At 74.8% G+C, this 21,937-nt stretch carries 13 protein-coding genes; 4 read left to right on the plus strand and 9 right to left on the minus strand.

The features are described 5' to 3' along the window. Positions 1 to 945 (plus strand): phospholipase domain-containing protein (locus ACFXHB_RS20655; protein ID WP_380576035.1); only part of this gene is annotated, 945 nt, incomplete at its 5' end. Positions 946 to 1,066: 121 nt separating this feature from the next. Further along, on the plus strand, positions 1,067 to 1,540 hold the full coding sequence (locus ACFXHB_RS20660; protein ID WP_380576036.1) for a VOC family protein: 474 nt from the start codon (positions 1,067 to 1,069) through the stop codon (positions 1,538 to 1,540). Between the two features lie 38 nt (positions 1,541 to 1,578). On the opposite strand, the gene ACFXHB_RS20665 is transcribed toward ACFXHB_RS20660, so the two are convergent. The 7 genes from ACFXHB_RS20665 to ACFXHB_RS20695 form a co-directional block, all read right to left on the minus strand. Beyond that, positions 1,579 to 2,835: an aromatic acid exporter family protein gene (locus tag ACFXHB_RS20665; RefSeq protein ID WP_380576037.1), complete on the minus strand. Its 1,257-nt coding sequence runs from the start codon at positions 2,833 to 2,835 to the stop codon at positions 1,579 to 1,581. 95 nt (positions 2,836 to 2,930) lie between these two features. Continuing rightward, positions 2,931 to 3,671: a polyprenol monophosphomannose synthase gene (locus ACFXHB_RS20670; protein WP_380576038.1), complete on the minus strand. Its 741-nt coding sequence runs from the start codon at positions 3,669 to 3,671 to the stop codon at positions 2,931 to 2,933. A 169-nt stretch (positions 3,672 to 3,840) separates the two neighbouring features. Then, positions 3,841 to 4,110 carry a GlsB/YeaQ/YmgE family stress response membrane protein gene (locus ACFXHB_RS20675; RefSeq protein WP_380576039.1) on the minus strand — a complete coding sequence of 90 codons (270 nt, stop codon included), beginning with the start codon at positions 4,108 to 4,110 and terminating at the stop codon, positions 3,841 to 3,843. Positions 4,111 to 4,235: 125 nt separating this feature from the next. Further along, positions 4,236 to 5,408, minus strand: coding sequence for an ABC transporter ATP-binding protein (locus ACFXHB_RS20680; protein ID WP_380576040.1), 1,173 nt, complete (start codon positions 5,406 to 5,408; stop codon positions 4,236 to 4,238). Between the two features lie 49 nt (positions 5,409 to 5,457). After that, on the minus strand, positions 5,458 to 6,291 hold the full coding sequence (locus tag ACFXHB_RS20685) for a carbohydrate ABC transporter permease (protein ID WP_380576041.1): 834 nt from the start codon (positions 6,289 to 6,291) through the stop codon (positions 5,458 to 5,460). Further along, complete coding sequence (locus ACFXHB_RS20690) at positions 6,288 to 7,211, minus strand: carbohydrate ABC transporter permease (RefSeq protein WP_380576042.1); 924 nt, start codon at positions 7,209 to 7,211, stop codon at positions 6,288 to 6,290. The genes ACFXHB_RS20685 and ACFXHB_RS20690 overlap by 4 nt, the downstream gene beginning before the upstream one ends. Beyond that, positions 7,208 to 8,476 carry an ABC transporter substrate-binding protein gene (locus ACFXHB_RS20695; RefSeq protein ID WP_380576043.1) on the minus strand — a complete coding sequence of 423 codons (1,269 nt, stop codon included), beginning with the start codon at positions 8,474 to 8,476 and terminating at the stop codon, positions 7,208 to 7,210. The genes ACFXHB_RS20690 and ACFXHB_RS20695 overlap by 4 nt, the downstream gene beginning before the upstream one ends. 107 nt (positions 8,477 to 8,583) lie before the next feature. Between ACFXHB_RS20695 and ACFXHB_RS20700 the strand changes: the two genes are divergently transcribed. Both ACFXHB_RS20700 and ACFXHB_RS20705 read left to right on the plus strand, forming a co-directional pair. Next, complete coding sequence (locus ACFXHB_RS20700) at positions 8,584 to 11,817, plus strand: AMP-binding protein (RefSeq protein ID WP_380576044.1); 3,234 nt, start codon at positions 8,584 to 8,586, stop codon at positions 11,815 to 11,817. A 423-nt stretch (positions 11,818 to 12,240) separates the two neighbouring features. Beyond that, positions 12,241 to 12,948, plus strand: a complete 708-nt coding sequence (locus ACFXHB_RS20705; RefSeq protein ID WP_380576045.1) for a DUF3152 domain-containing protein — start codon at positions 12,241 to 12,243, stop codon at positions 12,946 to 12,948. A 94-nt stretch (positions 12,949 to 13,042) separates the two neighbouring features. Here ACFXHB_RS20705 and ACFXHB_RS20710 read toward each other — a convergent pair whose 3' ends face one another. Together ACFXHB_RS20710 and ACFXHB_RS20715 are read right to left on the minus strand one after the other, a co-directional pair. Continuing rightward, complete coding sequence (locus tag ACFXHB_RS20710) at positions 13,043 to 16,219, minus strand: amino acid adenylation domain-containing protein (RefSeq protein WP_380576046.1); 3,177 nt, start codon at positions 16,217 to 16,219, stop codon at positions 13,043 to 13,045. Beyond that, on the minus strand, positions 16,216 to 21,927 hold the full coding sequence (locus ACFXHB_RS20715; protein ID WP_380576047.1) for an amino acid adenylation domain-containing protein: 5,712 nt from the start codon (positions 21,925 to 21,927) through the stop codon (positions 16,216 to 16,218). Before ACFXHB_RS20715 ends, ACFXHB_RS20710 begins: the two co-directional genes overlap by 4 nt. Positions 21,928 to 21,937 lie beyond the last annotated feature (10 nt).

Genomic DNA, 21,937 nt, shown 5'->3' on the forward strand with positions numbered 1-21,937 from the left:
ATGGTGCCGCCCACCCCCGAGGCGGGCACGCCCGAGGAGTTCACCCAGGGCCGCGCGATCGGCCTGGGCAACCGGGTGCCGCTGTGGGTCGCCTCCCCGTGGTCGCGCGGCGGCTACGTCAACTCCCAGGTCTTCGACCACACCTCCGTCCTGCGCTTCATGGAGCGGGTCACCGAGGTCGCCGAGCCGAACATCTCCGCCTGGCGCCGCGCGGTCTGCGGCGACCTCACCAGCTGCTTCGACTTCGCCGCCCCCGACTACACCATCCCCCAACTGCCCGACACCGTCGCCCTGATGGCCAAGTCCGACGCCGGCACCAAACTCCCCGGCGTCGCCCTGCCCGCCGCCGGCACCCAGTCGATGCCCGTCCAGGAACCCGGCGACCGCCCGCACCGCCACCTCCCGTACCAACCCTGGGCCGACATCGAGGTGGACCGCAGGACGGGCAAGGTCACCTGCACCCTGAGCAACGACGGCGCGGTCGCCTTCCCCTACACCGTCTACCCCAACATCGTCCTCCCGTTCGCCGGGACGCCCTACACGGTGGCCCCCGGTGCCACCGCCGCCTACACCTGGGACGCCGCCGCCACCCACGGCCGCTACGACTTCACCGTCCACGGCCCGGACGGCTTCGTCCGCCGCTTCGCCGGCACCGTCGTCCGCGACGGCCAGGACGGCCAGAACGACATCGGCGTGCCGATCGTGACCGCCGACCTGAGCAACTCCTCCCGGCTCACCCTCCAACTGGTCAACGACGGGCTGACCGCCGTCGGCTTCACCGCCGTGCCCAACGACTTCGCGGGTACCGCGCAGACGGTCTGGGTCAAGCCCGGCAAGCAGGTCAACCTGGCCTGGCCGCTGGACAAGCAGGGCCGCTACGACGTCGTCGTGACGGCCGGCACCGGCCTGCGCTTCACCCAGCGGTACGCGGGCTGGGTGCACTGATCCGTCGTTCGGGCCGGGCGGGTGCCGACGCGCAGGCTCGGGCACGGTCGGGGGCGCCGAACCGGTGACCTCCGGCCGTGGCTCGACCGCCCGGCCGGGGCCGGCGGCTAGCGTCGGCGCCATGCAGAAGATCACCACCTTCCTCTGGTTCGACGACCAGGCCGAGGCGGCCGCCCGCTTCTACACCTCGGTCTTCGCCAACTCCCGGATCACCGGGATCACCCACTACGCCGAGGCCGGCCCCGGTGAGGCCGGCACGGTCATGACCGTGACCTTCGAGCTCGACGGACAGGGCTTCGTCGCGCTCAACGGCGGTCCGGTGTTCCACTTCACCGAGGCCGTCTCGCTCCAGGTCGACTGCGCCGACCAGCGCGAGGTCGACGATCTCTGGGCGAAGCTCACCGCCGACGGCGGCGAGGGCGGCCCGTGCGGCTGGCTCAAGGACCGCTACGGACTCTCCTGGCAGATCGTCCCCCGCGTCCTGACCGAACTGATCGCCGACCCGGACCCGGCCAGGGTCGGCCGGGTCACGGCGGCGATGCTGCGGATGCAGAAGATCGAGATCCAACCGCTCCTCGACGCCGCCCGGGGCTGATCCGGCGGCCGCCCCGCCGGGGCGGTCCGGCCCGGTCCTCAGGCCGGCTGCCGGGCGCGTCGCCGACGGCGCAGCCGGCCCGGGTTCAGGCGCTCGCCCCGGGCCAGCCGACGCAGCCGGGCGAACCGGGAGAACCGTTCCCGGTTCGCCACCGAGGCCCGGTCCAGCTCCTCCATCAGACGTCGGCTGCGGTGTTCCAGATCGAGCTCGTCGAGGATCCGGTCCACCTCGGCCAGCAGCGCCCCGTGCAGCTGCCAGGCCTCCGGGTGTCCCTGCACCCGGAGCAGCAGCAGCTGGGCGACGTTGTCCCGGACGGCCCAGGCGGCGGCCAGCTCGGCGGTCAGCCGCCGCTCGGCCTCCTCGGCATTGCTGCTCACCTGGGTGGTGACCAGCACCGCGAAGCTCACCAGGGCCCCGCCGAGGTGGCTCAGCAGCTCCTCCAGCGCCACCGCCACGTCGGGGGGGAAGAGCCGCTCGCCCGGGGCCCGCCGTTTGGCCAGGTCGGTGAGCGAGCGGGCCAGCACCCGGATCACCACCACGCAGATCTCCAACGTGTCCAGGCCGGTCCGCAGCACCAGCCGGGAGAGCAGCCCCTCGCTGATCCGGGGATTGAGCCGCAGGCTGTCCTCGGCCTGGCGCAGCGCCCCGTCGACGTCCGCGATGGCCTGGTCGAGCCGGCGGGCCTCGTGCAGCCGTTCCGCCGCGCGCTCCACGGGGGTGGGCGCGCCGAGCTCCTCGGCGATGCCGAGCAGCAGGTGCCGGGCCCGCCGGGCGAGGTCCTCGATCGACTCGCCGGCCGTGTCCACCCAGACCGGCGGGGCGAACACCAGGTTGAACAGCAGTCCGACGGTGGCGCCGATCAGGGTCTCCAGCACCCGGTCCCAGGCCTGCGAGGTCACCTGGCTGACGCCCAGGATGAGCATGGCGCTGATCGCCACCTCCTGGACGAACTCGTCCACCCGGACGAAGCGCCCGATGGTCAGCGAGGCGAGGATGATCAGGCCCAGGCTCCACCAGGACAGCCCGACCACCGAGCTGAAACCGATCGCGATCAGCACCCCGACGACCACCGAGTTGACCCGGCGGATGCTGGTGGTCAGCGTCGAGTAGACGGTGACCTGGACGACCAGCAGCGCCGTCAGCGGCGCGGTCAGCGGGGCCGGCTCGCTGCTCAGCTGGGTCGCCACCGCGTACGAGAGGGTGGCGGCCACCGTGGCCCGGACCGTCTGGACGACGAAGGGTTCGCGGGCACCGCGGCGCAGTGTGGTGGCGAAGGACTCCGGGAGAAGGGCCATGCCGCCCTTCTTTCCCCGCCGGGGCCGCTCACACCGTCGATCCGTCGCACCGGCACTCGAAAGAGCCGTTCGTCCGGCCCAGCGCGGCGGGCCGGTCAGGGACGGCGGCGCTGCTCGCGCAGCAGCTTCCACGGCGCGAGCGCCGATTCGACCTGCACCCCGAGGCTCATCTTGGAGGTGCCCTGGATCCGCTCCTCGAAGCGGATCGGGACCTCGCGGATCCGCAGCCCGCGCTGGACGGCGCGGTAGTTCAGCTCGACCTGGAACGAGTACCCGTTGCTGTGCACCGAGGGCAGGTCGATGGCCCGCAGGGCCTCCGCCCGCCAGGCCTTGAACCCGGCGGTGGCGTCCCGGACCCCGAGGCCGAGGATGGTGTTGACGTAGAGGTTGGCCCAGGCGGACAGCGCCTTGCGGTGCCACGGCCACTCCTCGGCGGTCGAGCCGCCGGGCACGTAGCGCGAGCCGAGTACCACGGCGGTGTCGTCGGCGAGCAGCGTCTCGACCATGACCGGGAGCACCGAGGCCGGGTGCGACAGGTCGGCGTCCATCTGGACCACCACGTCGGCGCCCTCCGCCAGGGCCCGGGTCATGCCCGCGACGTAGGCCCGGCCGAGTCCGTCCTTCTCGGTGCGGTGCAGGACGCCGACGGTGCCGGGAGCCTCCGCCGCGAGCTTGTCCGCGACCTCGCCGGTGCCGTCCGGGGAGTTGTCGTCGACCACCAGCAGGTGCAGACCGGGCAGCTTGAGGTCCGCGAGCAGCCCGGCGAGGACCGGCAGGTTCTCCCGTTCGTTGTACGTGGGTACGACGACAACGACCTTGGGGGCGGCCTCGACCATGTTCTGTCCCTCGCGCGATTACCGGCCGGCACCGCGCCGCCGGCGCCCGCGCCCGAGCCGGACAGGTGTCCACTTCGGTCGGGCGAGTCTAGCCGCGGTCGTCCGTGCGCGGTCCCACCGTCCACCCGGCCGCGGGCGCGGGCGGGTGGACGGCGGGGCCGGTCGGGTACTACCGGCTGGGGTGCGATCTGCTCCAGGCGGGGGCGACGAGGGCGACCAGGCCGACCGCGAAGGCGAGCTGGAGGATGTGGCGGATCCAGTCGATGCCGGAGGTGTGCCGTACGCCGACCCAGCCGGCCACCGCGTTGCCCAGCCAGGCCCCCGCGGCGCCGAGCAGCATCGTCAGCCACCAGGGGATCGCCTGCGGGCCGCGGAGGATCAGTTTGGCCAGGACACCCAGCACGAAACCGATGAGCAGAATCCACAGCAGCTGGAACATCGCATTCCACCTTTCGAGGTGCGTTGTCCCATGATCACCCGGATCGCCCGCTCCGGCACGTCGACGGGGGCCCACGCCCCCGTCCTCGCTCACGTGGTCCCGCCACCTCCGTCGCGGGCGCCGCGTCACCCCGCGTGGCTGAGGGCGACCCCGGTCACCGGGTCGAACACGTGCAGCCGGTCGGTGTCGATCCACAGCTCCAGCGGGCTGCCCTCGGCGGCCCGGGTGTCGGTGCCGATCCGGGCCACCAGCTCGCGTCCGCGCGGGTCGGCCGCGGTCTCCCGGCGCCGAGCGCCCGGCTCCTCCGGAGCCCCCGGGGCGCGGGTCCCGCCCGCCACCGTGAAGTGCGCGAACACGTCCGAGCCGACCGACTCCAGCACCTCGACGTCGACCGTGGCCGTCCGCCCGCCCCGCGGGCGCAGAAGCGCGGCGTCCTCGAAGTGCTCGGGCCGCAGGCCGACGACCACGTCGCGCGGGGCGTTCGCCTCGGCCAGCCGCCGGCGGAGCCGGTCGCTCACCGGTAGGTCGGCCAGTGCGGTGCGCAGCACGCCCTGCTCCAGGGTGGCGTCCAGGACGTTCATCCCAGGTGAGCCGATGAACCCGGCGACGAAGAGGTTGGCCGGCTCGTCGTAGAGCTGTTGCGGGGCGCCGACCTGCTGGACGACGCCGCCGCGCAGCACCACCACCCGGTCGCCGAGCGTCATCGCCTCGACCTGGTCGTGCGTGACGTAGACGGTGGTGGTGCCGAGCCGGCGCTGGAGGCGGGAGATCTGGGTGCGCATCTGCACCCGGAGCTTGGCGTCCAGGTTGGAGAGCGGCTCGTCCATCAGGAAGACCTTGGGGTCGCGAACGATCGCCCGGCCCATCGCGACCCGCTGGCGCTGTCCGCCGGAGAGGTTGGCCGGCCGGCGGTCCAGGTGCTCGGTGAGGTCGAGGATCCGGGCGGCCTCCTCGACCTTGGCGGCGATCACGGCCTTGTCGGTCCGGGCCAGTCGCAGGGCGAAGCCCATGTTCTGGCGGACGCTCATGTGCGGGTAGAGCGCGTAGCTCTGGAACACCATGGCGATGTCCCGGTCCTTGGGCGCGCGGTCGTTGACCACCTGGCCGCCGATCCGCAGGGTGCCCTCGGTGATGTCCTCCAGGCCCGCGATCATGTTGAGGGTGGTGGACTTCCCGCAGCCCGAGGGGCCGACCAGGATCACGAACTCGCCGTCCGCGACGGTCAGATCGATGCCGTGGACGGCGACCGCGCCGTCCGGGTAGCGCTTGGTGATGCCGTCGAGGACGATCTCGGCCATGCCCTGCCTGCCTTCCTGGGACGTCTTCGGGACGGGGTGCTCCCGGGCCTCAGCCCTTGACGGCGCCGGCGGTGAGGCCGGCCACGATGCGGCGCTGGAACAGCAGTACGAACACCACGATCGGCACCGTGATGACCACGGCGGCCGCGGCGATCGAGCCGGTCGGCTGCTGGAACTGCGAGCTGCCGGTGAAGAACGCGATCGCGGCCGGGACGGTCCGCGCCGCGTTGGTGGAGGTCAGCGAGATGGCGAACAGGAAGTCGTTCCAGCAGAAGATGAAGACCAGGATCGCGGTGGTGAAGACGCCCGGCGCCGCCAGCGGGGCGATCACCAGCCGGAACGCCTGCGCGGGTGTCGCGCCGTCCACCTTCGCGGCCTTCTCCAGGTCCCACGGGATCTCCCGGAAGAACGCCGAGAGCGTGTAGATCGCGAGCGGCAGGGAGAAGGTCATGTACGGGATGATCAGGCCCGCCCAGGTGTCGAAGAGGCCCAGCACCCGCTCGATGTCGAACAGCGGCGAGACCAGCGAGATCGGCGGGAACATCGCGATCAGCAGGGACATCCCGATCAGCAGGCGTTTGCCCGGAAAGCGCAGCCGGGCCACCGCGTAGGCCGCCATGGTGCCGAGCAGCACCGCGACGGTGGTGGCGATGACGGCGATGCCGATCGAGTTGAGCAGCGCCCGGGTGAAGTCCGAGGTCCGGAAGATGCCGCGGTAGTTCTCCAGCGTCCAGACGCGCGGGACGAACGCGCCGTCGTCGAGGGTGCTCGGGTCCTTGAAGGAGAGCGCGGCGATCCACCAGACCGGGAACAGCGCGTAGAGCACCACCACCAGGTTGACGACGCCCCAGCCGGTCGCCGTGCGGGTGCGGCGGGACGTCATCGGCCCTCCGTCCCGCCGCCGGGCGCGGCGGCGCCGAACACCTTGACGAAGACCAGCGCGATCGCCGCCACACAGAGGAAGATCAGCACCGAGATCGCCGAGCCGATGCCCAGGTTGAGTGCGGTGAAGAGGTTGTCGTACCCGAGGATCGACACCGAGCCGGTGTCGTTGGAGCCGCCGGTCAGCACGTAGATGTTGTCGAAGACCCGGAACGCGTCGAGGGTCCGGAAGAGCAGGGCGACCAGGACGGCCGGCTTCATCAGCGGCAGGATCACCCACCGCAGCCGCTGGCCGAAGGTCGCGCCGTCCACCATCGCGGCCCGGACGGTCTCCCCGGGGACCAGGGCCAGGCCGGCCAGCAGCAGGAGCGCCATGAAGGGCGTGGTCTTCCACACCTCGGCCAGGATGATCAGCCCGATCGCCTGCCAGTGGTCGGTGAGCGGGGCGCTGCCCTCGGGCAGCAGCGCGGCGAGGTAGCCGGTGCCGGGCGTCCAGGCGTACTGCCAGGAGTAGGCGGCGACCACGGTGACGATCCCGTACGGCACCAGGACGGCGGTGCGCACCACGCCCCGGCCGAACACCGCCCGGTGCATCACCAGCGCCAGGGCGAGCCCGAGCGCCAGTTCCACGGTCACCGAGACGGCGGTGATCAGCACCGTCACCCAGAGCGCCTGCCACCAGAAGGGCGAGGAGAGGACGGCGGCGTAGTTCTCGAACCAGACGAACTCCGCCTGCTGGGGGAAGCGCAGATCGTAGCGCTGGAGGGAGAGGTAGATGGCGAGGCCGACCGGATAGGCCGTCACGGCGGTCATCACCAGCACGGCCGGGGCGCAGAGCAGCCAGCCGAGCCGGCGCTCCTGCCGCGACCCCTCGGACCGGCCCTTCGGCGCTGTCCCGAGGAGGGTGGGCGGCCTGGTCACGGGATCAGTCCCTTCGAGCCGAGCGCGTCCTTGAGTTGGCCGCCCAGCGTGGAGACGGTGCGCTCCGGCTGGACGGCCGACGGCGGGGAGAGCGCGTGCGAGATCGCGATCGAGACGTTCTGGTAGGCGGGTGTCTGCGGCCGGACGGAGGCGGAGTCCAGCGCCGCCAGCACATCGGCGGCGAACGGGTAGCTGTCGGTGAGTTCGGCGGCGGTGTAGAGGCTGCGCAGGGAGGGCGGCAGGCCGCCCTTGAGCGCGTTGGTCAGCTGGTTGTCGCGGTTGCGCAGACAGAGGGTGGCCTCCTGGGCGAGCTCGGGGTGCCGGCTGTAGGAACCGACCGCGAGGTCGATCCCGCCGATGGTGACGCTGGCCGGGCGGTCCGGGAGGACGGCGGGGTAGGGCGCCCAGCGGAAGTGCGGGAACAGCTCGGGCCGGTCGGCCTTCATGGCGGGGTAGACGAAGGGGTAGTTGAGCTCGAAGGCGGCCGTGCCGGACTCCATCGCCAGCCGGTTCTGGTCCTCCATCTGGTTGGCGAGCGAGGGGTCGGCGGCCGGGGAACGGGCGAGGTCCCGGATGACGCCGGCGGCGGTGACGGCGGGCGCGCCGAGCGAGGGCGCGGTGGCGTCGGGGGTGAGCACCGAGCCGCCGGCGCTGGTCACCAGCGTGTTGAACCAGACCGTCAGGCCCTCGTACTGGGCGCCCTGGACCTCGACGAAGTGCGGCTTGCCGGCCTTGGCCAGCTCACCCGCCGCGGCCAGCATCTCGGCCCAGGTGCGCGGCGGCGCCGGCACCAGGTCGTCGCGGTACCACAGCAGTTGGGTGTTGGAGTTGTAGGGGACGGCGTACAGCCGGTCCTTCCAGGTGGCGGTCTTCAGGGCGGCGGCCAGGGTGTCGGCGCCGGCCTGCTCCTTCGCCGCGCCGGTCCACTCCCGGACCCAGCCGGCCTCCGCGAACTCGGGTGCCCAGGTGACGTCCAGGCCCATGATGTCCACACCGGTGTCGTGCGCGGCGAGCCGGCGGACCAGCTGCTGGCGCTGACCGTCGGCGGTGCGCGGCAGCTTGTTGTAGCGGATCGAGTAGCGGCCCCCCGAGGCCCGGCCGCAGGAGTCGGCGGCCTGCTGGAGGGCACCGGAGTCATCGGGGAAGTTGTACCAGTCGAGGGTGACCGCCGCGTCGCCGCCGCCGGAACCGCTGCCACAGGCGGCGAGGGCGAGCGTCAGCAGCAGGACCTGGACGACCGCCGTCCGTTGGCGTGGTCTCGGCACGGCTCTCCCTCCGGTGACGGCCCGCGGCTGGTCACGCTAGGACGCGGCCCCGCGCCGCACGGGAGCTGACGGCGCGACACACCCGATACCCGCCGACCGGCCTAGCGGTGGACACCACGGCCCGGGCGGCGCGGGACGCTCCTCGGACGGCTCTGGCGGGCAGGACCGCGGAGCCGCTACGGTCTGGACCAGTCACCCGTCCGGCCGATCGGCCGTCGTCCCTGTCCTGGCCCTTTCCGGGAGTCGTCATCAACACCCGATCCACCGTCAGTGCTCCGCTCACGCTGCCCGATCTGCTGGACGACCGGGCGGCCCGGCACCCCGAGCGGACGGCCCTGCTCGTCCCCGGCGGCGCCCCCCTCGACTACCGCCGGTGGCGCGAGCGCGCCGTCCGCGCCGCGCACGGACTCACCCGCGCCGGGGTCCGCCCCGGGGACCGGGTCCTGCTGCTGTTCCCCAACCGCGCGTGGGACGAGTACGCGGTGGCCTTCCTCGCCGTGCACTACGCGGGCGCGGCCGGGGTGGTGGTCCGCGAGGACCTCGGCCGGGAGGACACCACCCGGCTCGCCTCGGCGAGCGCCGTCCGGCTGGCCGTGGCCGGTACGGCGGACGACTCCCGGGCGGCCGGAGCCGGCCTGTCCTGCCTGCGGCTCGCCGCACTGGAGGCGGCGGCCGACACCCCTGACGAGCCCCCGCACCGCCCCCGCCCCGAGGACCTGGCCCAGGTGATCGGGACCTCCGGCACCACCGGGGCGCCCAAGGGCGTCCAGGCCGCGCACGCCAGCCTCACCGCGGGCCAGCGGCTCGACCCGAGGCCGCGGCCGTACGCCCACTCGGCACACGCCGTGCACGCCTTCCCGATCGGCACCAACGCGGCCCAGGTCGTCCTGGTCAACGCGCTGGTCGCCGCGCCCGCGACGATCTGCCTGCCGCGCTTCGACGCCGAGGAGTTCGGCCGGACCGTCGAGGAACACCGGGTCGGCACCGTCTTCCTGGTGCCGTCGATGGCCGTGGAACTGCTGAACTCGGGCGTGGCCCGCCGCCGGGACCTCGGCAGCGTGCTGCTGGTCAGCTCCTCGGCCGCCGCGCTTCCAGCCCCGGTCGCGACGGCGCTCACCGCCGCGCTCCCCACCGCGACCGTGGTCAACACCTACACCTCCGCCGAGTCCTCGCCGGCCCAGATATCGGCGGTGGTGGACGCCCGCCGCCCGGGCTCGGTCGGCCGCCCCACCAACCCGGCCGACCTGCGGCTGCTCGGCGCCGACGGGCAGCCGGTGGAGCCCGGGGCCGTCGGCGAGGTCTGGCTGCGCCAACCCGGCCCGCCGCGCGGCTACGTGGCCGGGCCCACCGAGTCGGCCGCGGTGTTCCGCGACGGCTGGGTACGGATGGGCGACCTCGGCCGGCTCGACGCCGAGGGCTACCTGTACCTGGTGGACCGGGAGAGCGACCTCATCAAGTCCGGTGCGCTGAAGGTCTCCACCCTCCGGATCGAGGACGTCCTGCACGCCCACCCGCGGGTCGCGGACGCGGCGGCGCTGGGCGTCCCGCACCCCGTGATGGGCGCGGTGCCGGTCGCCGCCGTGGTGCCCGCCGCCGACGGCCTGGACCTCGACGAGCTGCGGCTCTTCCTGAGCGGCCGGCTCGGGCGCGGCGAACTGCCGGTCCGGATCCTGGTCACCGACCGGCTGCCGCGCAACCCCAGCGGAAAGGTCCTCAAGCACGAACTGCGGGCCCGGTTCGCCGAAGCGGCCGACCGCCCGGCCGGCCCCGGCACCCCGCCGGCCACCGACCGCGAGGTCGCGCTGGCCGCCCTGTGGCGCCGCGTCCTGGGCCGCCCGGTGCACGCCGTGGAGGACGAGTTCTTCGCCCTCGGCGGGGACTCCTTCCGCGCCGTCCAGCTGGCCGCCGCGATCTCCGCCGAGTTCGGCGTCGCGGCCGGCACCGCCCTGGTCTTCGAACGGCCCTCGCTGCGCGCCCAGGCCGCCTGGCTCAAGGAGGCGCCGCCGGCCGAACCGGCGGCCGGCCCGGCCGCCGAGGAGGAGGTCTCGGACTACCTGCGCGAGCTGCGCGCCCAGCCGCACGACGTCCCGCTCACCTCCCAGCAGGAGAACTTCCTGCGCTGGACGGCCGAGGCCGAGGGGCGCAACGTCGGCTCGGTGGCGGTGATGTTCCGGGTCACCGAGGCGCTGCGCACCGACCTGCTGGCCGAGGCCCTGCACGAGGTGGTCCGCCGCCACCCGGCGCTGCGGACCCGGTTCGTCCCGGTGCCGGACGCCGGACAGCCGGGGGTGCGGCGGGCGGTGGTCGACGAGGAGCCGTACACGGAGGTCGTGCTCGCCGAGGCGCTGGGCGAGAGCGACGACGAGGTGTCCGACCGTCTGGTCGGCGTCCGGGACCGGCTGACCGATGTGGCCGAGGGGCCGATGACCCGGCTGGCCGTGGTCACCCGGGGGCCGGAGGACCACGCCGTGCTGCTCGCGGTGCACCACATGGTCGCCGACGGCTGGTCGGTCGGGGTGCTGCTGCGCGAACTGGGCGTGCTCTACTCGGCGCTGCGCCGCGGCCGGTCGGCGCCCGCGCCCCGGCCCGGGCGCGAGTACCGGGAGCTCATCGCCTGGTCGAACGCCCACTGGCCGAAGTCCCGGGCCCACTTCGCCCGCACCCTGGCGGGCGCGCCGCAGGCGGTGGAGCCCTTCCCGGGGCGGCGGGACACCGAGGTCGTGCTGAGCGCGGCCCACCGGCTGGCCGTGGCGCCGGAGCGGGCCGAGGCCCTGCGGGCGCGGGCGGCCGAGGCGGGCGCGACGCCGTTCCAGGCGCTCGCGGCGCTCTGGCTGGGTCTGTTGGCGGACCGCAGCGGGCAGACCGACCTGGTGCTGATGACCCCGGTGCCGGGCCGGACCGAGCCGGAGGCGGAGCGGGCCGTCGGCTGCCTCGTCCAGTCGCTGCTGCTGCGGATCGACGCCTCGGGCGCGCCCGGCTTCGCCGAACTGCTCGCCCGGATCCGGGTGGCCTCGACCGCGGCGCTGGACCACCAGCTCTACCCCTTCGCCGAGTTCAGCCCCCGGGCGCCGTTCGCCGCCTGGCTCCGCTACGAGGCGTGGAGCGCCCCGGCCCAGCTGCCGGGGCTGGCCTGCACCGCCTGGGAGCTCCCGCGCAGCGCCACCGTGCCCTACCCGATGCCGGGCGGGGACCGGCACGTACCGGAGCTGGCGGCGGTCGAACAGCCGGACGGCGCGCTGGTCTGCTGGCTGCGCTACAACGAGCACGCCTTCGACCCGGAGACGGTGGAGGCCCTGGCCGCCGAGCTGGAGCGCCGCCTCGCGGAGGCCGCCGGAGGCTGAGCCGGTGCCCGGGAGGCCCGGGGCGCGCTGCCCGAAAGGGCACGGGTGCGGGGTCCGGAGGGTCGGGCGGGGGCCCGCCGGAGTGCGCCGCCCGCCGGCCGCCCGGGCCCGGACCCCGGTGTTCGCCCCGGCCGGTGACGGATCGTGGGGTCGGTTCCGGCCGCGGCCGCCCGGTCCGCCGGGGTCCGCGCCCGGCGGACCGTCCGGACGGAGTGGTGGCGGCGGCCGGTTAGCCTCTACGTGACCGCACAACCGTGCGATTCACGGACAGGAGCCCCGCGTCACCATGCTTTCCCAGCCCCCGGCCCGCACCCGATCGGTCGGCAGCGTCCGCCCCAGGACCTCGGAACCGTGGACCGGCGGGCCGGCCCACCTGGCGCCGAGCCGCCTGCCGCGCCGTCACCGCACCCCCGGAGGCGGCCGATGAGCGGCCTCGCCGGGCTCCGGCGGTCCCGGACCGGCGTGGTCGCGGTGGCGGTGGTCGCCGCGCTGGCCGCCGGACTGCTCTGGTGGCGCCCGTGGGCTCCGGCCACCACCGTCCGCCCGAAGCCGCTCGCGGAGGCGTTCACCACCGCCGCCGGCGGCTCCGCCCGCCTCGGCACCGGCGAGCAGCTGCTCCGCTACAAGGTGCGTGCCGAGAAGGGGCTCAAGGAGAGCCCCGAGCAGTTCGCCGCCGAGGTCGACGCCGTCCTCGGCGACGTCCGGCGCGGCTGGGCCGCCGACGGCACGCGGTCCTTCCAGCGGATGCCCGCCGACCCGGTGGACTTCACCGTCTACCTGGCGACCCCGGAGACCACCGACCGGATCTGCGGCCAGTACGGCCTGGACACCGGTGGCTCGGTGAACTGCGGGGTGGGGCACCAGGTGGTCATCAACGCCAAGCGCTGGAACGAGCTGACGGAGTTCTACACCGGCCGGCCCCAGGAGTACCACGCGCTCGCCGTCAACCACGAGGTCGGCCACGTCCTCGGCCTCGGCCACGTCGACTGCCCCGGCCCGGGCGAGCCGGCGCCGGTGATGATGCAGCAGATCAAGGGCCTGCACGGCTGCGTGCCCAACGGCTGGCCGTTCTCGGAGACCGGCACCCTGCTCACCGGCCCGCTCCTCCCGCCCGCCAGCCCGGCGCCGTAGCTCCCGGCCGGTCGGTCCCGCCGGGTGCGTGACGTCGGACAAGGCTTCGGCCCGGACCGCTCGGCGGTCCGGGCCGAAGCCTTCGCGGTGCCGGTCAGCCGGTCAGCCGGTCGGCGGCCTCGTCCTCGCTGAGGGCCTCGATCTCGGCGATCAGCAGCTCCTCGATGCGGGCGGCCAGCGCGGCCGCGGTGGAGAGTTCGAAGGCGTCCCGGATCGGCACCTCCAGGCCGACGCCGGCGCGGATCCGGGCGACGACGCGGGTCACCAGCAGGGAGTCCCCGCCGAGCGTGAAGAAGTCGTCGAGGACGCCGACCCGGGGCAGGCCCAGCACCTCCTGCCAGAGCTCGGTGACGAGCTGTTCGGCGTCGGTGCGCGGCGCCAGGTAGTCGGCCGCGGCCGTCGGGTCCGGGGCGGGCAGGGCGGCGGCGTCCAGCTTGCCGTTGAGGGTCAGCGGCAGCCGGTCGAGCAGCACCACGGTGTCCGGGACGAGGTAGGCGGGCAGCCGGCGGGCGAGGTGTTCGCGCAGTGCGACGGGCGAGGGCTCGGCGCCGGGGGCGGGCACGGCGTAGCCGATCAGCCGGCGGCCGGCGTGGACGACCGCCGCCGCCAGCGCCACCTCCGGATGCCCGGTCAGGGCGGCCTCGATCTCGGCCGGTTCGATCCGGTAGCCGCGCAGCTTGATCTGCTCGTCGGTGCGGCCCAGGTACTCCAGCTGCCCGTCGGTGCGCCAGCGGGCCCGGTCACCGGTGCGGTAGAGCCGGTCGCCCGGGCCGGCGAACGGGTCGGCGAACGGGTCGGGCCGGAAGGCCGCTTCCGTGAGGTCGGGGCGGCCCAGGTAGCCGCGGGCCAGTCCCGCGCCGCCGATGTGCAGTTCGCCCTCGGAGCCGCGGGGGAGCAGGGCGCCGCGCTCGTCGAGCACGTACAGCCGCACCCCGGGCAACGGCCGGCCGAGCGGCGGGGGCCGGACGGCGTCGGGGGCGTCCAGGTCGGCGGCGGTGACGATCACGGTGGCCTCGGTCGGGCCGTAGGTGTTGACCAGCCGGACGGTGTCACCGTGCCGCTCCCGCCAGCGGGCGACGGCGTCGGCCCGGGCCTCCGAGCCGCCGAGCACCACCAGCCGCAGGGCGGCGGGCCAGGGCGTCTGCGCGCCCAGCGAGACCAGCTCCTCCCAGTACGCGGTCGGGAGGTCGAGGACGGTCACGGCCGGCCCGTGCGGGCCGCGCAGCAGCTCGGGCAGGGTGCGGCCGCCGTCGGGGAGCAGGACCACGCAGGCACCGACGGCGAGCGCCGGCCAGAGCTCCTCGGCGTGGGTGTCGAAGCCGATCGAGGCGAACTGGACGATCCGGTCGCCGGGGGCGAGCCGGTAGCCGTCCGGGCCCGTCATCCAGTCGACCCGGGCGGCGAGGGCCGTGTGCTCGACGGCGACCGCCTTGGGGGCGCCGGTGGATCCGGAGGTGTAGAGGACGTAGGCGAGACCCGCGCGGTCGTCGCCGGTCGCCGGGGCGGCCCCCGGCAGGATCCGCGGGCCGTCGCCGCCCTCGTCGGTCAGCAGCAGGACGGCGCCGGACTCGCGGAGCATCAGCTGCCGCCGCTCCTCGGGGTGGGCCGGATCGAGCGGCAGATAGCCCGCCCCGGCCTTCCAGACCGCCAGCAGCGCGACCACCAGGTCGACCGAGGGCGCGATCCGCACCGCGACCAGCTGCCCGCCGACCGGGCCCAGCCGGTCGGCCAACTCATCCGCCAGCCGGTCCAGTTCGGCGTAGGAGACGGTGCGGCCGGCACATTCCAGGGCCGGTGCCCCGGGAGCGGCGGCGACCCGCTCCGCGAAGCGTCGCAGCACCGGGTGCGCCGGGCCGGGCACCGGTCCGGCGCCGAGCGCGAGCAGCTCGGCCCGCTCCAGCGGCCCGAGCAGCCAGTCCCCGTGCAACGGCAGCGCGGCATCCTCGACCACGGTGGCCAGCAGGGTCCGGCACCGCTCGCCGAGCGCCGTCACGGTGGTCTGGTCGAACACCTCCCGGTCGAAGGTGAAGGACAGCGTCAGCCCGCCGTCGGCGGTCCGCCAACTGTCCAGCAGCAGATCGGTCTTGGCCCGTTCGAAGCCGGAGTCCATCGAGGCGGTGCGGACCCCGGCCGGCAGCTCGGCGCCGCCGTCGCCGCCGGCCAGGTCGTACTGGCTCTGGTGGACGAACACCGCCTGGTAGAGCGGCGCCGCGCCGGCCTCGGCGGGCAGGCCGAGATGGGCGGCCAGCCGCTCCAGCGGCACGTCCTGATGGCTCAGCGCCCCCAGGGTGGCGGTCCGGACCCGGTGCAGGACGGTCCGGAAGTCCGGCTCCCCGGTGAGGTCGGCGCGGATCACCCCGGTGCGGGCGAAGTAGCCGACCAGCGCCTCCTGGGCGGCCACCGTCCGGCCCGCCAGCGGGGTGCCCACCAGGAAGTCGCGGGTGCCGGTCCAGCGGGCCAGCACGCACTGGTAGGCGGCCAGCAGCACCATGTACGGGGTGCAGCGCTCCCGCCGGGCCAGCGCGTCCAGCTCCGCGGTGAGCACGGGGCCGAGGTCGACCGAGGCGAACCCGGCGGGGTGCAGCGGATCGGCCGGCCGGGGGTGGTCCAGCGGCAGCCGCAGCCGGCCGGTGCCGGCCAGCTTCTCGGCCCAGTAGCGGAACGCCTCCTCGGCGCCGCCGGCCGCCGCGCGATCCTGCTCGGCCCGGGCGACGTCCCCGTACCGCAGGGCGAGCGGAGCCAGATCGGCCGGGGCCTCGCCGGTCTCCTCCCGGTACAGGGCGAGCAGCTCGCGCCAGAGGATCCGGAACGACCAGCCGTCCGAGACGATGTGGTGCACCACCACGGCCAGCGCGTGCTCGTCCGGCCCGGAGGAGATCAGGACGGCACGCAGCGGCGGGCGCGCGGCCAGGTCGAACGGCGCGTTGACCGCCGGGCGGCAGGCCTCGGTGAACGCGCGCTCGCTCGCGCCCGGCGCCAGCTCGACCAGGTCGAGCGGGACCGGCGCGGGCGGCTCGACCAGCTGGACGGGTGCCTCACCGGCCAGGGCGAAGCGGGTCCGCAGGGTCTCGTGGCGGGCCGTCAGCCGGTCGAGCGCCCTGCGCAGCGCGGCCCGGTCGAGCGGTCCGCTCCAGCGACGGCAGAGGTACATGGTGAAGCCGGCGTCGGCGGGGTTCAGCTGCTGGAGGAACCAGAGGCGCCGCTGCTCCTCGGTGAGCGGGTGGGTGGCCTCGGCGGGCCCGGCGGATCCGGTGGGCGGAGTGGTGGTCATCGGACGGCGGCCTCGGTTCCGGTACGGCGCGTGGGCGGGGTGGCGGCGGGTGCGGCGGTGGCCGGCGCGGTGGTGATGGGTGCGGTGGTGATGGGTGCGGTGGTGGCCGGCGCGGGCGGGGCGGTCGTCGGTGCGGCGGGGACGGCGGGGACGGCGGTGGTGGCGGTGGTGGAGGCGCGGTCGGTCAGGGCGGCGAGGCCGACCAGGTCGTCGGGTTCGGCGTCGGGGACGTCGCGGTCGAAGTGGCGCAGGGCGGGGACGGCCAGGCAGATCACCACGAGCAGGGCCATGGCCAGGCCGAACAGCAGGTAGAGCAGGCCGATGCCGCGCCCCTCGCCGGTCCCGATCAGCTGCCCGACGGTGCCGGCGAGCGGGCCGCCCTCGTCGACCAGCGGCTGGACCAGACGCGGGCCGAGTGGCGCCACCACGGCGAAGCCGACCGGCAGGGTGGACCAGGCGACCATGGTGTTCACCGCGATCACCCGGCCGTGGAAGCGCAGCGGGACCTTGGTCTGCACGATCGTCGCGTAGACACCGTTGACCAGGGCCAGTGCGTAGGCCATCCCGAAGGCGCCGAGCGCGACCGGGAGCACCGAGGGGCGCAGACCGGTCACCAGGCAGGCGGCGGCCAGTCCGAGGGTGGCGAACAGGACACCGCGCAGCCGCAGCCGCCGGGGCCCGCCCCAGACGAGCAGCGTCAGGCCGCCCAGGACGGCGCCCAGACCGGCCGCGACGGCGACCCATCCGGCGGCCGCGAGCGGGGCGAAGGAGAGCACCAGCGGGGTGGTGAGCAGGAACAGCGGCGAGAGGAAGATGTTGAGGACGGCGAAGAACAGCAGCATCGCGCGGAAGTGCCGGCTGCCGAGCGCGCGCCGGAACCCGGCCCGGATCTCGGCGGCGACGCTCTCCCGCCGCTGGCCGGCCATCACGTCCGGGAAGCGCACGGCCAGCGTCACCCCGGTGGCCACCACGTAGCTGGCCACGTCGAGGGCGAGGATGCCGCCGAGGCCGAGCGCGGAGAGCAGACCGACCGCGAAGAGCGGCACCAGGAACTGGGCCAGCCCGAAGGCCATCTGGACCACGCCGTTGGCGCGTCCGAGGAAACGCTTCGGTACCAGCTGCGGGACGGCCGAGTTCCAGGCCAGCCGCTGGAAGGTGAGCGCTGTCGAGAGCACCGCGATCAGCACGTACGCGTGCCAGACCTCCAGGCCGCTGGTCAGGTACAGCAGCAGCATCACCGCCTGGGTCAGACCGGCCGCGACATCGCCGTACAGCATGATCCGGCGTCGGTCGCCGCGGTCCACGACGGCGCCGGCGATCGGGGCGGCCAGGATGCCGGGCACCAGACCGCAGGCGGCCAGCAGGCCGAACTGGGCGAGCGATCCGGTGGTCAGGTAGATCCAGACCGGCAGGGCGAACTCGGTGAGCGCCGAGCCGATCATGGAGATCTGCTGACCGGCGGCGACCCCGAGGAAACGCCGCATGGTCGGCCGGGCCGTCGCCCGGGCAGCCGCCGCCGGGGTGTCGGCGGGCTGCTCCGCGCCGTCCCGGGAGAGGCCCGCGAGCCACCAGGTGGCGCCCTCGGCGGGCCGGTGGCGCTCCTCCTGTCCGGCCGCCACCGAGCGGTGCACGGTGGTCAGGATGTCGGCGAGTTCGGCGGCCCGGTACTTGAGGTAGAAGTGGCCGGCCTCGTCGAGTACCACCACGCCGGTGGTGTCGCTGAGCCGGTGCCACTCGCGATACCGCTCCTGGTAGAACTCGGTCGCCGGGTCCCGGTCGCCGCAGACCGCGATCACCGGTGCCTGGATCCGGCCGTCCGTGCTCTCGAAGAGCCGGGTGAAGTACTGCTCGGCCTCCTTGGTACCGGTGCGGCGGTTCTTGACCATCAGGCGCAACTGCTCGGCGCCCACCTCGTCGGTGTCCAGACCGGCCGCCGCCAGCGCGTTGACCATGCCCTGGTCGCTGCGCAGACGGTCGGCGATCCGCGCCCAACGCTCGCCGACGGCGGCGCCGCGCCCGCGCGGCCGGGCGAACGGGAAGATGCCGCCGAGGTGGACGGCCTCGATCTCCCGCCCGGCCGCCTCGACCCGGCGGGCGATCTCCACGGCCAGCCGGACCCCGACGCCGCAGTGCCCGTACAGGACGATCCGCCCCTCGACGGTGTCCACGATCTCCTGCGCGCAGAGGGCGGCCACCTCGTCGAGGTCCATCGCCTCCTCGCCCAGCTCGTGGCCGGGGACGGCGAGCGAGTGCAGGGCCCAGTCGGTGGGCAGCGCGTCGGCGAGCGGCTTGTAGATCAGCGCGCTGCCGCCGCCGTAGGGGGTGCAGACGATGCTGGCGGTGGTTCGCCGGCCGGCCGGGGTGAGCCGGTGGAGCAGCCGGCGGGGGCCCCGGTCGGCGTCCGGGTCGCTGAGCAGGGCGGCCAGCCGCCGGACGGTGGGGTACTTGAAGAGGTCCATCACCCCGACGGGCGTGGGGAGTTCGGGGAAGGCGCGGCGCAGCCGGGCGACCACCTGGGTGGCGAGCAGGGAGTGTCCGCCGAGTTCGAAGAAGTCGTCCAGGGCGCCGACCCGGGGGACGGCGAGCAGTTCGGTCCAGAGCTCGGCGAGGAACCGCTCGGCGTCGCCCTGCGGTTCGACGTACTCGCCGGTCGCGGCGGGTTCCTCGGGCTCGGGCAGCGACCGGCGGTCGACCTTGCCGTGGGCCAGCAGGGGCAGCCGGTCGAGCACGACGAAGCGGGACGGCACCATGTAGTCGGGCAGCGACTCGGCGAGGGTGTCGCGCAGCTCGGCGGGCGCCGGCGCGGGGCCGCCGCCCGGGTGTTCGAGGTAACCGACCAGGGCCTGCCGCAGCCCCTCGCCGCGGGCCAGGACGACGGCCTGGGTGATCCCGGGCAGGGCGGTGAGGGCGGCCTCGATCTCGCCGGGCTCCACCCGGTAGCCGCGCACCTTGATCTGGTCGTCGCCGCGCCCCAGGTAGTCGAGCGTGCCGTCGGGCCGCCAGCGGGCGAGGTCGCCGGTGCGGTAGAGCCGGTCGCCGGGTGCGCCGAAGGGGTCGTCGACGAAGCGCTCGGCCGTCAGGTCCGGGCGCCCCAGGTAGCCGCGGGCGAGCCGGTCGCCGCCCAGGTAGAGCTCACCGGTGACGCCCGGCGGCACCGGCTGCAGCGCCTCGTCGAGGACGTGGCAGCGGGCGCCGGCGAGCGGGGTGCCGATGGGGGTGCTTCCCGGGCCTGCGGCGTCGGCGGTGACCTCGTGGACGGTGACGCCCACGGTCGCCTCGGTCGGGCCGTAGTGGTTGAACACGGCGCAGCGGCCCAGGGCGGCCAGCTCGGCGGCCCACGGCCAGGCCGAGGCCTCACCGCCGAGGACCAGCGCCCGGCGCGGCAGCAGCCGCTCCAGGGGCGCGTCGGCGCTCAGGGCGGCCAGGTGGGAGGGGGTCATCTTGAGGTAGTCGAGCTCCAGCGCCTCGACCCGCTCGGCGAGTTCGGCGCCGGCGATCCGGCGCGGCAGGAGGTGGACCCGGCCGCCGGTGCTCAGCGCGAGGTAGAGCATCGTGATGCTGAAGTCGAAGGACAACGACTGCAGCAGGCCGTAGCCGGCGCCCGGTTCGATCCGCAGGCGTTCCCGCACCCCGGCCAGGTAGTTGAGGACCTGCCGGTGCTGGACGGCGACGCCCTTCGGTGCGCCGGTGGAGCCCGAGGTGTAGATCACGTACGCCAGGTGGTCCGGGCCGGAGACCTCGTCCAACGGCTCGGCGTCGGCGTCGAGCGGGTCGGCGTCGAGCGGGTCGGCCGCGAGTGGGCCGGCCGCGAGCGGGTCGGTGTCGCCGTCGGTGAGCAGCTCGGTGCCGGCGTAGCCGGGGAACCGCTCCCGCAGGACCGTGTCGGTGATCAGCACCCGGACCTCGGCGTCGGCCACCAGCCGGGCGAGCCGGGCGGGCGGCTGTTCCGGGTCCAGCGGCAGGTAGGCGCCGCCCGACTTCAGCACGCCGACCAGGGCCACCGCCAGCTCGGGGGACTGCTCCAGGCAGACCGCGACCCGGTCGTCGGGCCGCACGCCGAGCGCGCGCAACCGGCGGGCCAGGCCGGTGGCCCGCCGCTCCAGCTCGCGGTACTCGACCGTGCGGTCCTCGAAGACCACGGCCGGACGCTCCGGGTGGGCCCGCGCGGTGGCGGCGAGCAGCGCCGTCAGGGTGCCCGGCCCGGCCGCCTCGTCGGGCAGCGGCGGTCCGGCGGCCCAGGTCTCCAGGACGTCCCGCCGTTCGCCGGGGGTGAGCAGCGGCAGCCGGGAGACGGGGCGCGCCGGGTCGGCCACGGCCGCGGTCACCAGCAGCTCGAAGCGCTCGACCAGCCGCCGGACGGTCGCGGCGTCGAAGAGGTCGGTGCGGTAGGTGAGCAGCCCGTACAGGCCGCCGTCGGACTTCTCCCGCAGGTAGAGCGCGAGGTCGGTCCGGGTGGTGGCGGCCTCGTGGCCGAAGCTCTCGCCGCCGAGCCCGCCGCCGGTGCCGCTCCCGGCGGTGCGGTCGCCGTAGTTCTGGAAGGCGAAGCTGACCTGGAAGACGGCCGACCGGCTGACGTCGCGCTCGATCTCCAGGTCGGCCACCATCTGCTCGAAGGGCACCTCCTGGTGGGTGTACGCGTCGAGGGTGGTCTCGCGGACCCGGCCGAGCAGCTCGGTGAAGGTCGGATCGCCCTCCAGTCGGGCCCGGATCGGCAGCATGTTGACGAACAGGCCGACGACGTCCTCCAGTTCGCGGTGGAGCCGGCCGGCGACGGCCGAGCCCACCACGAAGTCCCGCGCGCCGGCGTGCCGGCCGAGCAGCGTCTGCAGCGCGGCCATCAGCACCATGTACGCGGAGGCGTTGGCGGAGCGCGCCAACGCGTTGACGCCGCTGCCGAGTTCCGCGCCCCAGTGGAACTCCAGCGCGGCGCCGTCGAAGGTCAGCACCGGTGGCCGAGGTCGGTCGGTGGGCAGTTCGAGGGCGGGGACGCCCTGCAGTTCGGTCCGCCAGTACGCGCGGGAGGCTGCCAGCGCGCCGCCGGTCAGCCGCTCGCGCTGCCAGTGCGCGTAGTCCCCGAACCGGACGGCGGGGGCGGTCAGGCCGTCCGGGGTGCCGTCGGCGTGCCGGGCGTAGAGCGCGTCCAGCTCGCGGTTGAGGATGTCCAGGGACCAGCCGTCGCTGACGATGTGGTGCATCACCAGCGCCAGCACGTGCTCGTCGGGTGCGGTGCGGACCAGCAGGGCGCGCAGCAGCGGTCCGGCGGTCAGGTCGAACGGCTCGGCCACCAGGGCGCCGAGCTCGGCCGCGGCCCGCCCGGCGGGGTCGGGGTCGGCGACGGCGTCGACGAACCGGGCGGTGCACGGGGCGGCCTCGGCGACCCGGACCTCCGCGGTGCCCTCGGGAGTGCTCGGGAAGGTCATCCGCAGCGCCTCGTGCCGCGCGACCAGGTCGGTCAGCGCGGCGTCCAGCGCCGCGCGGTCCAGCGGCCCGCGCAACCGGCGGGCGGGGGCGAGGGTGAAGGCGGTCGAGCCGGGGGCGAACTGGTCCATGAACCAGAGCCGTTCCTGGCCGCTGGAGAGCGGCGGGACGGCCCCGGGGGGCCGGGCGGGCACGGTTCTGGCGGGGGCGGAGGCCGTGCGCAGCCGCTGGGCGAGCAGGGCGCGCTTGGTCGCGGACAGCCCGGCCGTGGGGTCCTGGATGTCGGTCATTGGTGGTCCA

The sequence above is a fragment of the Kitasatospora sp. NPDC059327 genome, assembly GCF_042752535.1.
Taxonomy (GTDB): Bacteria; Actinomycetota; Actinomycetes; order Streptomycetales; family Streptomycetaceae; genus Kitasatospora.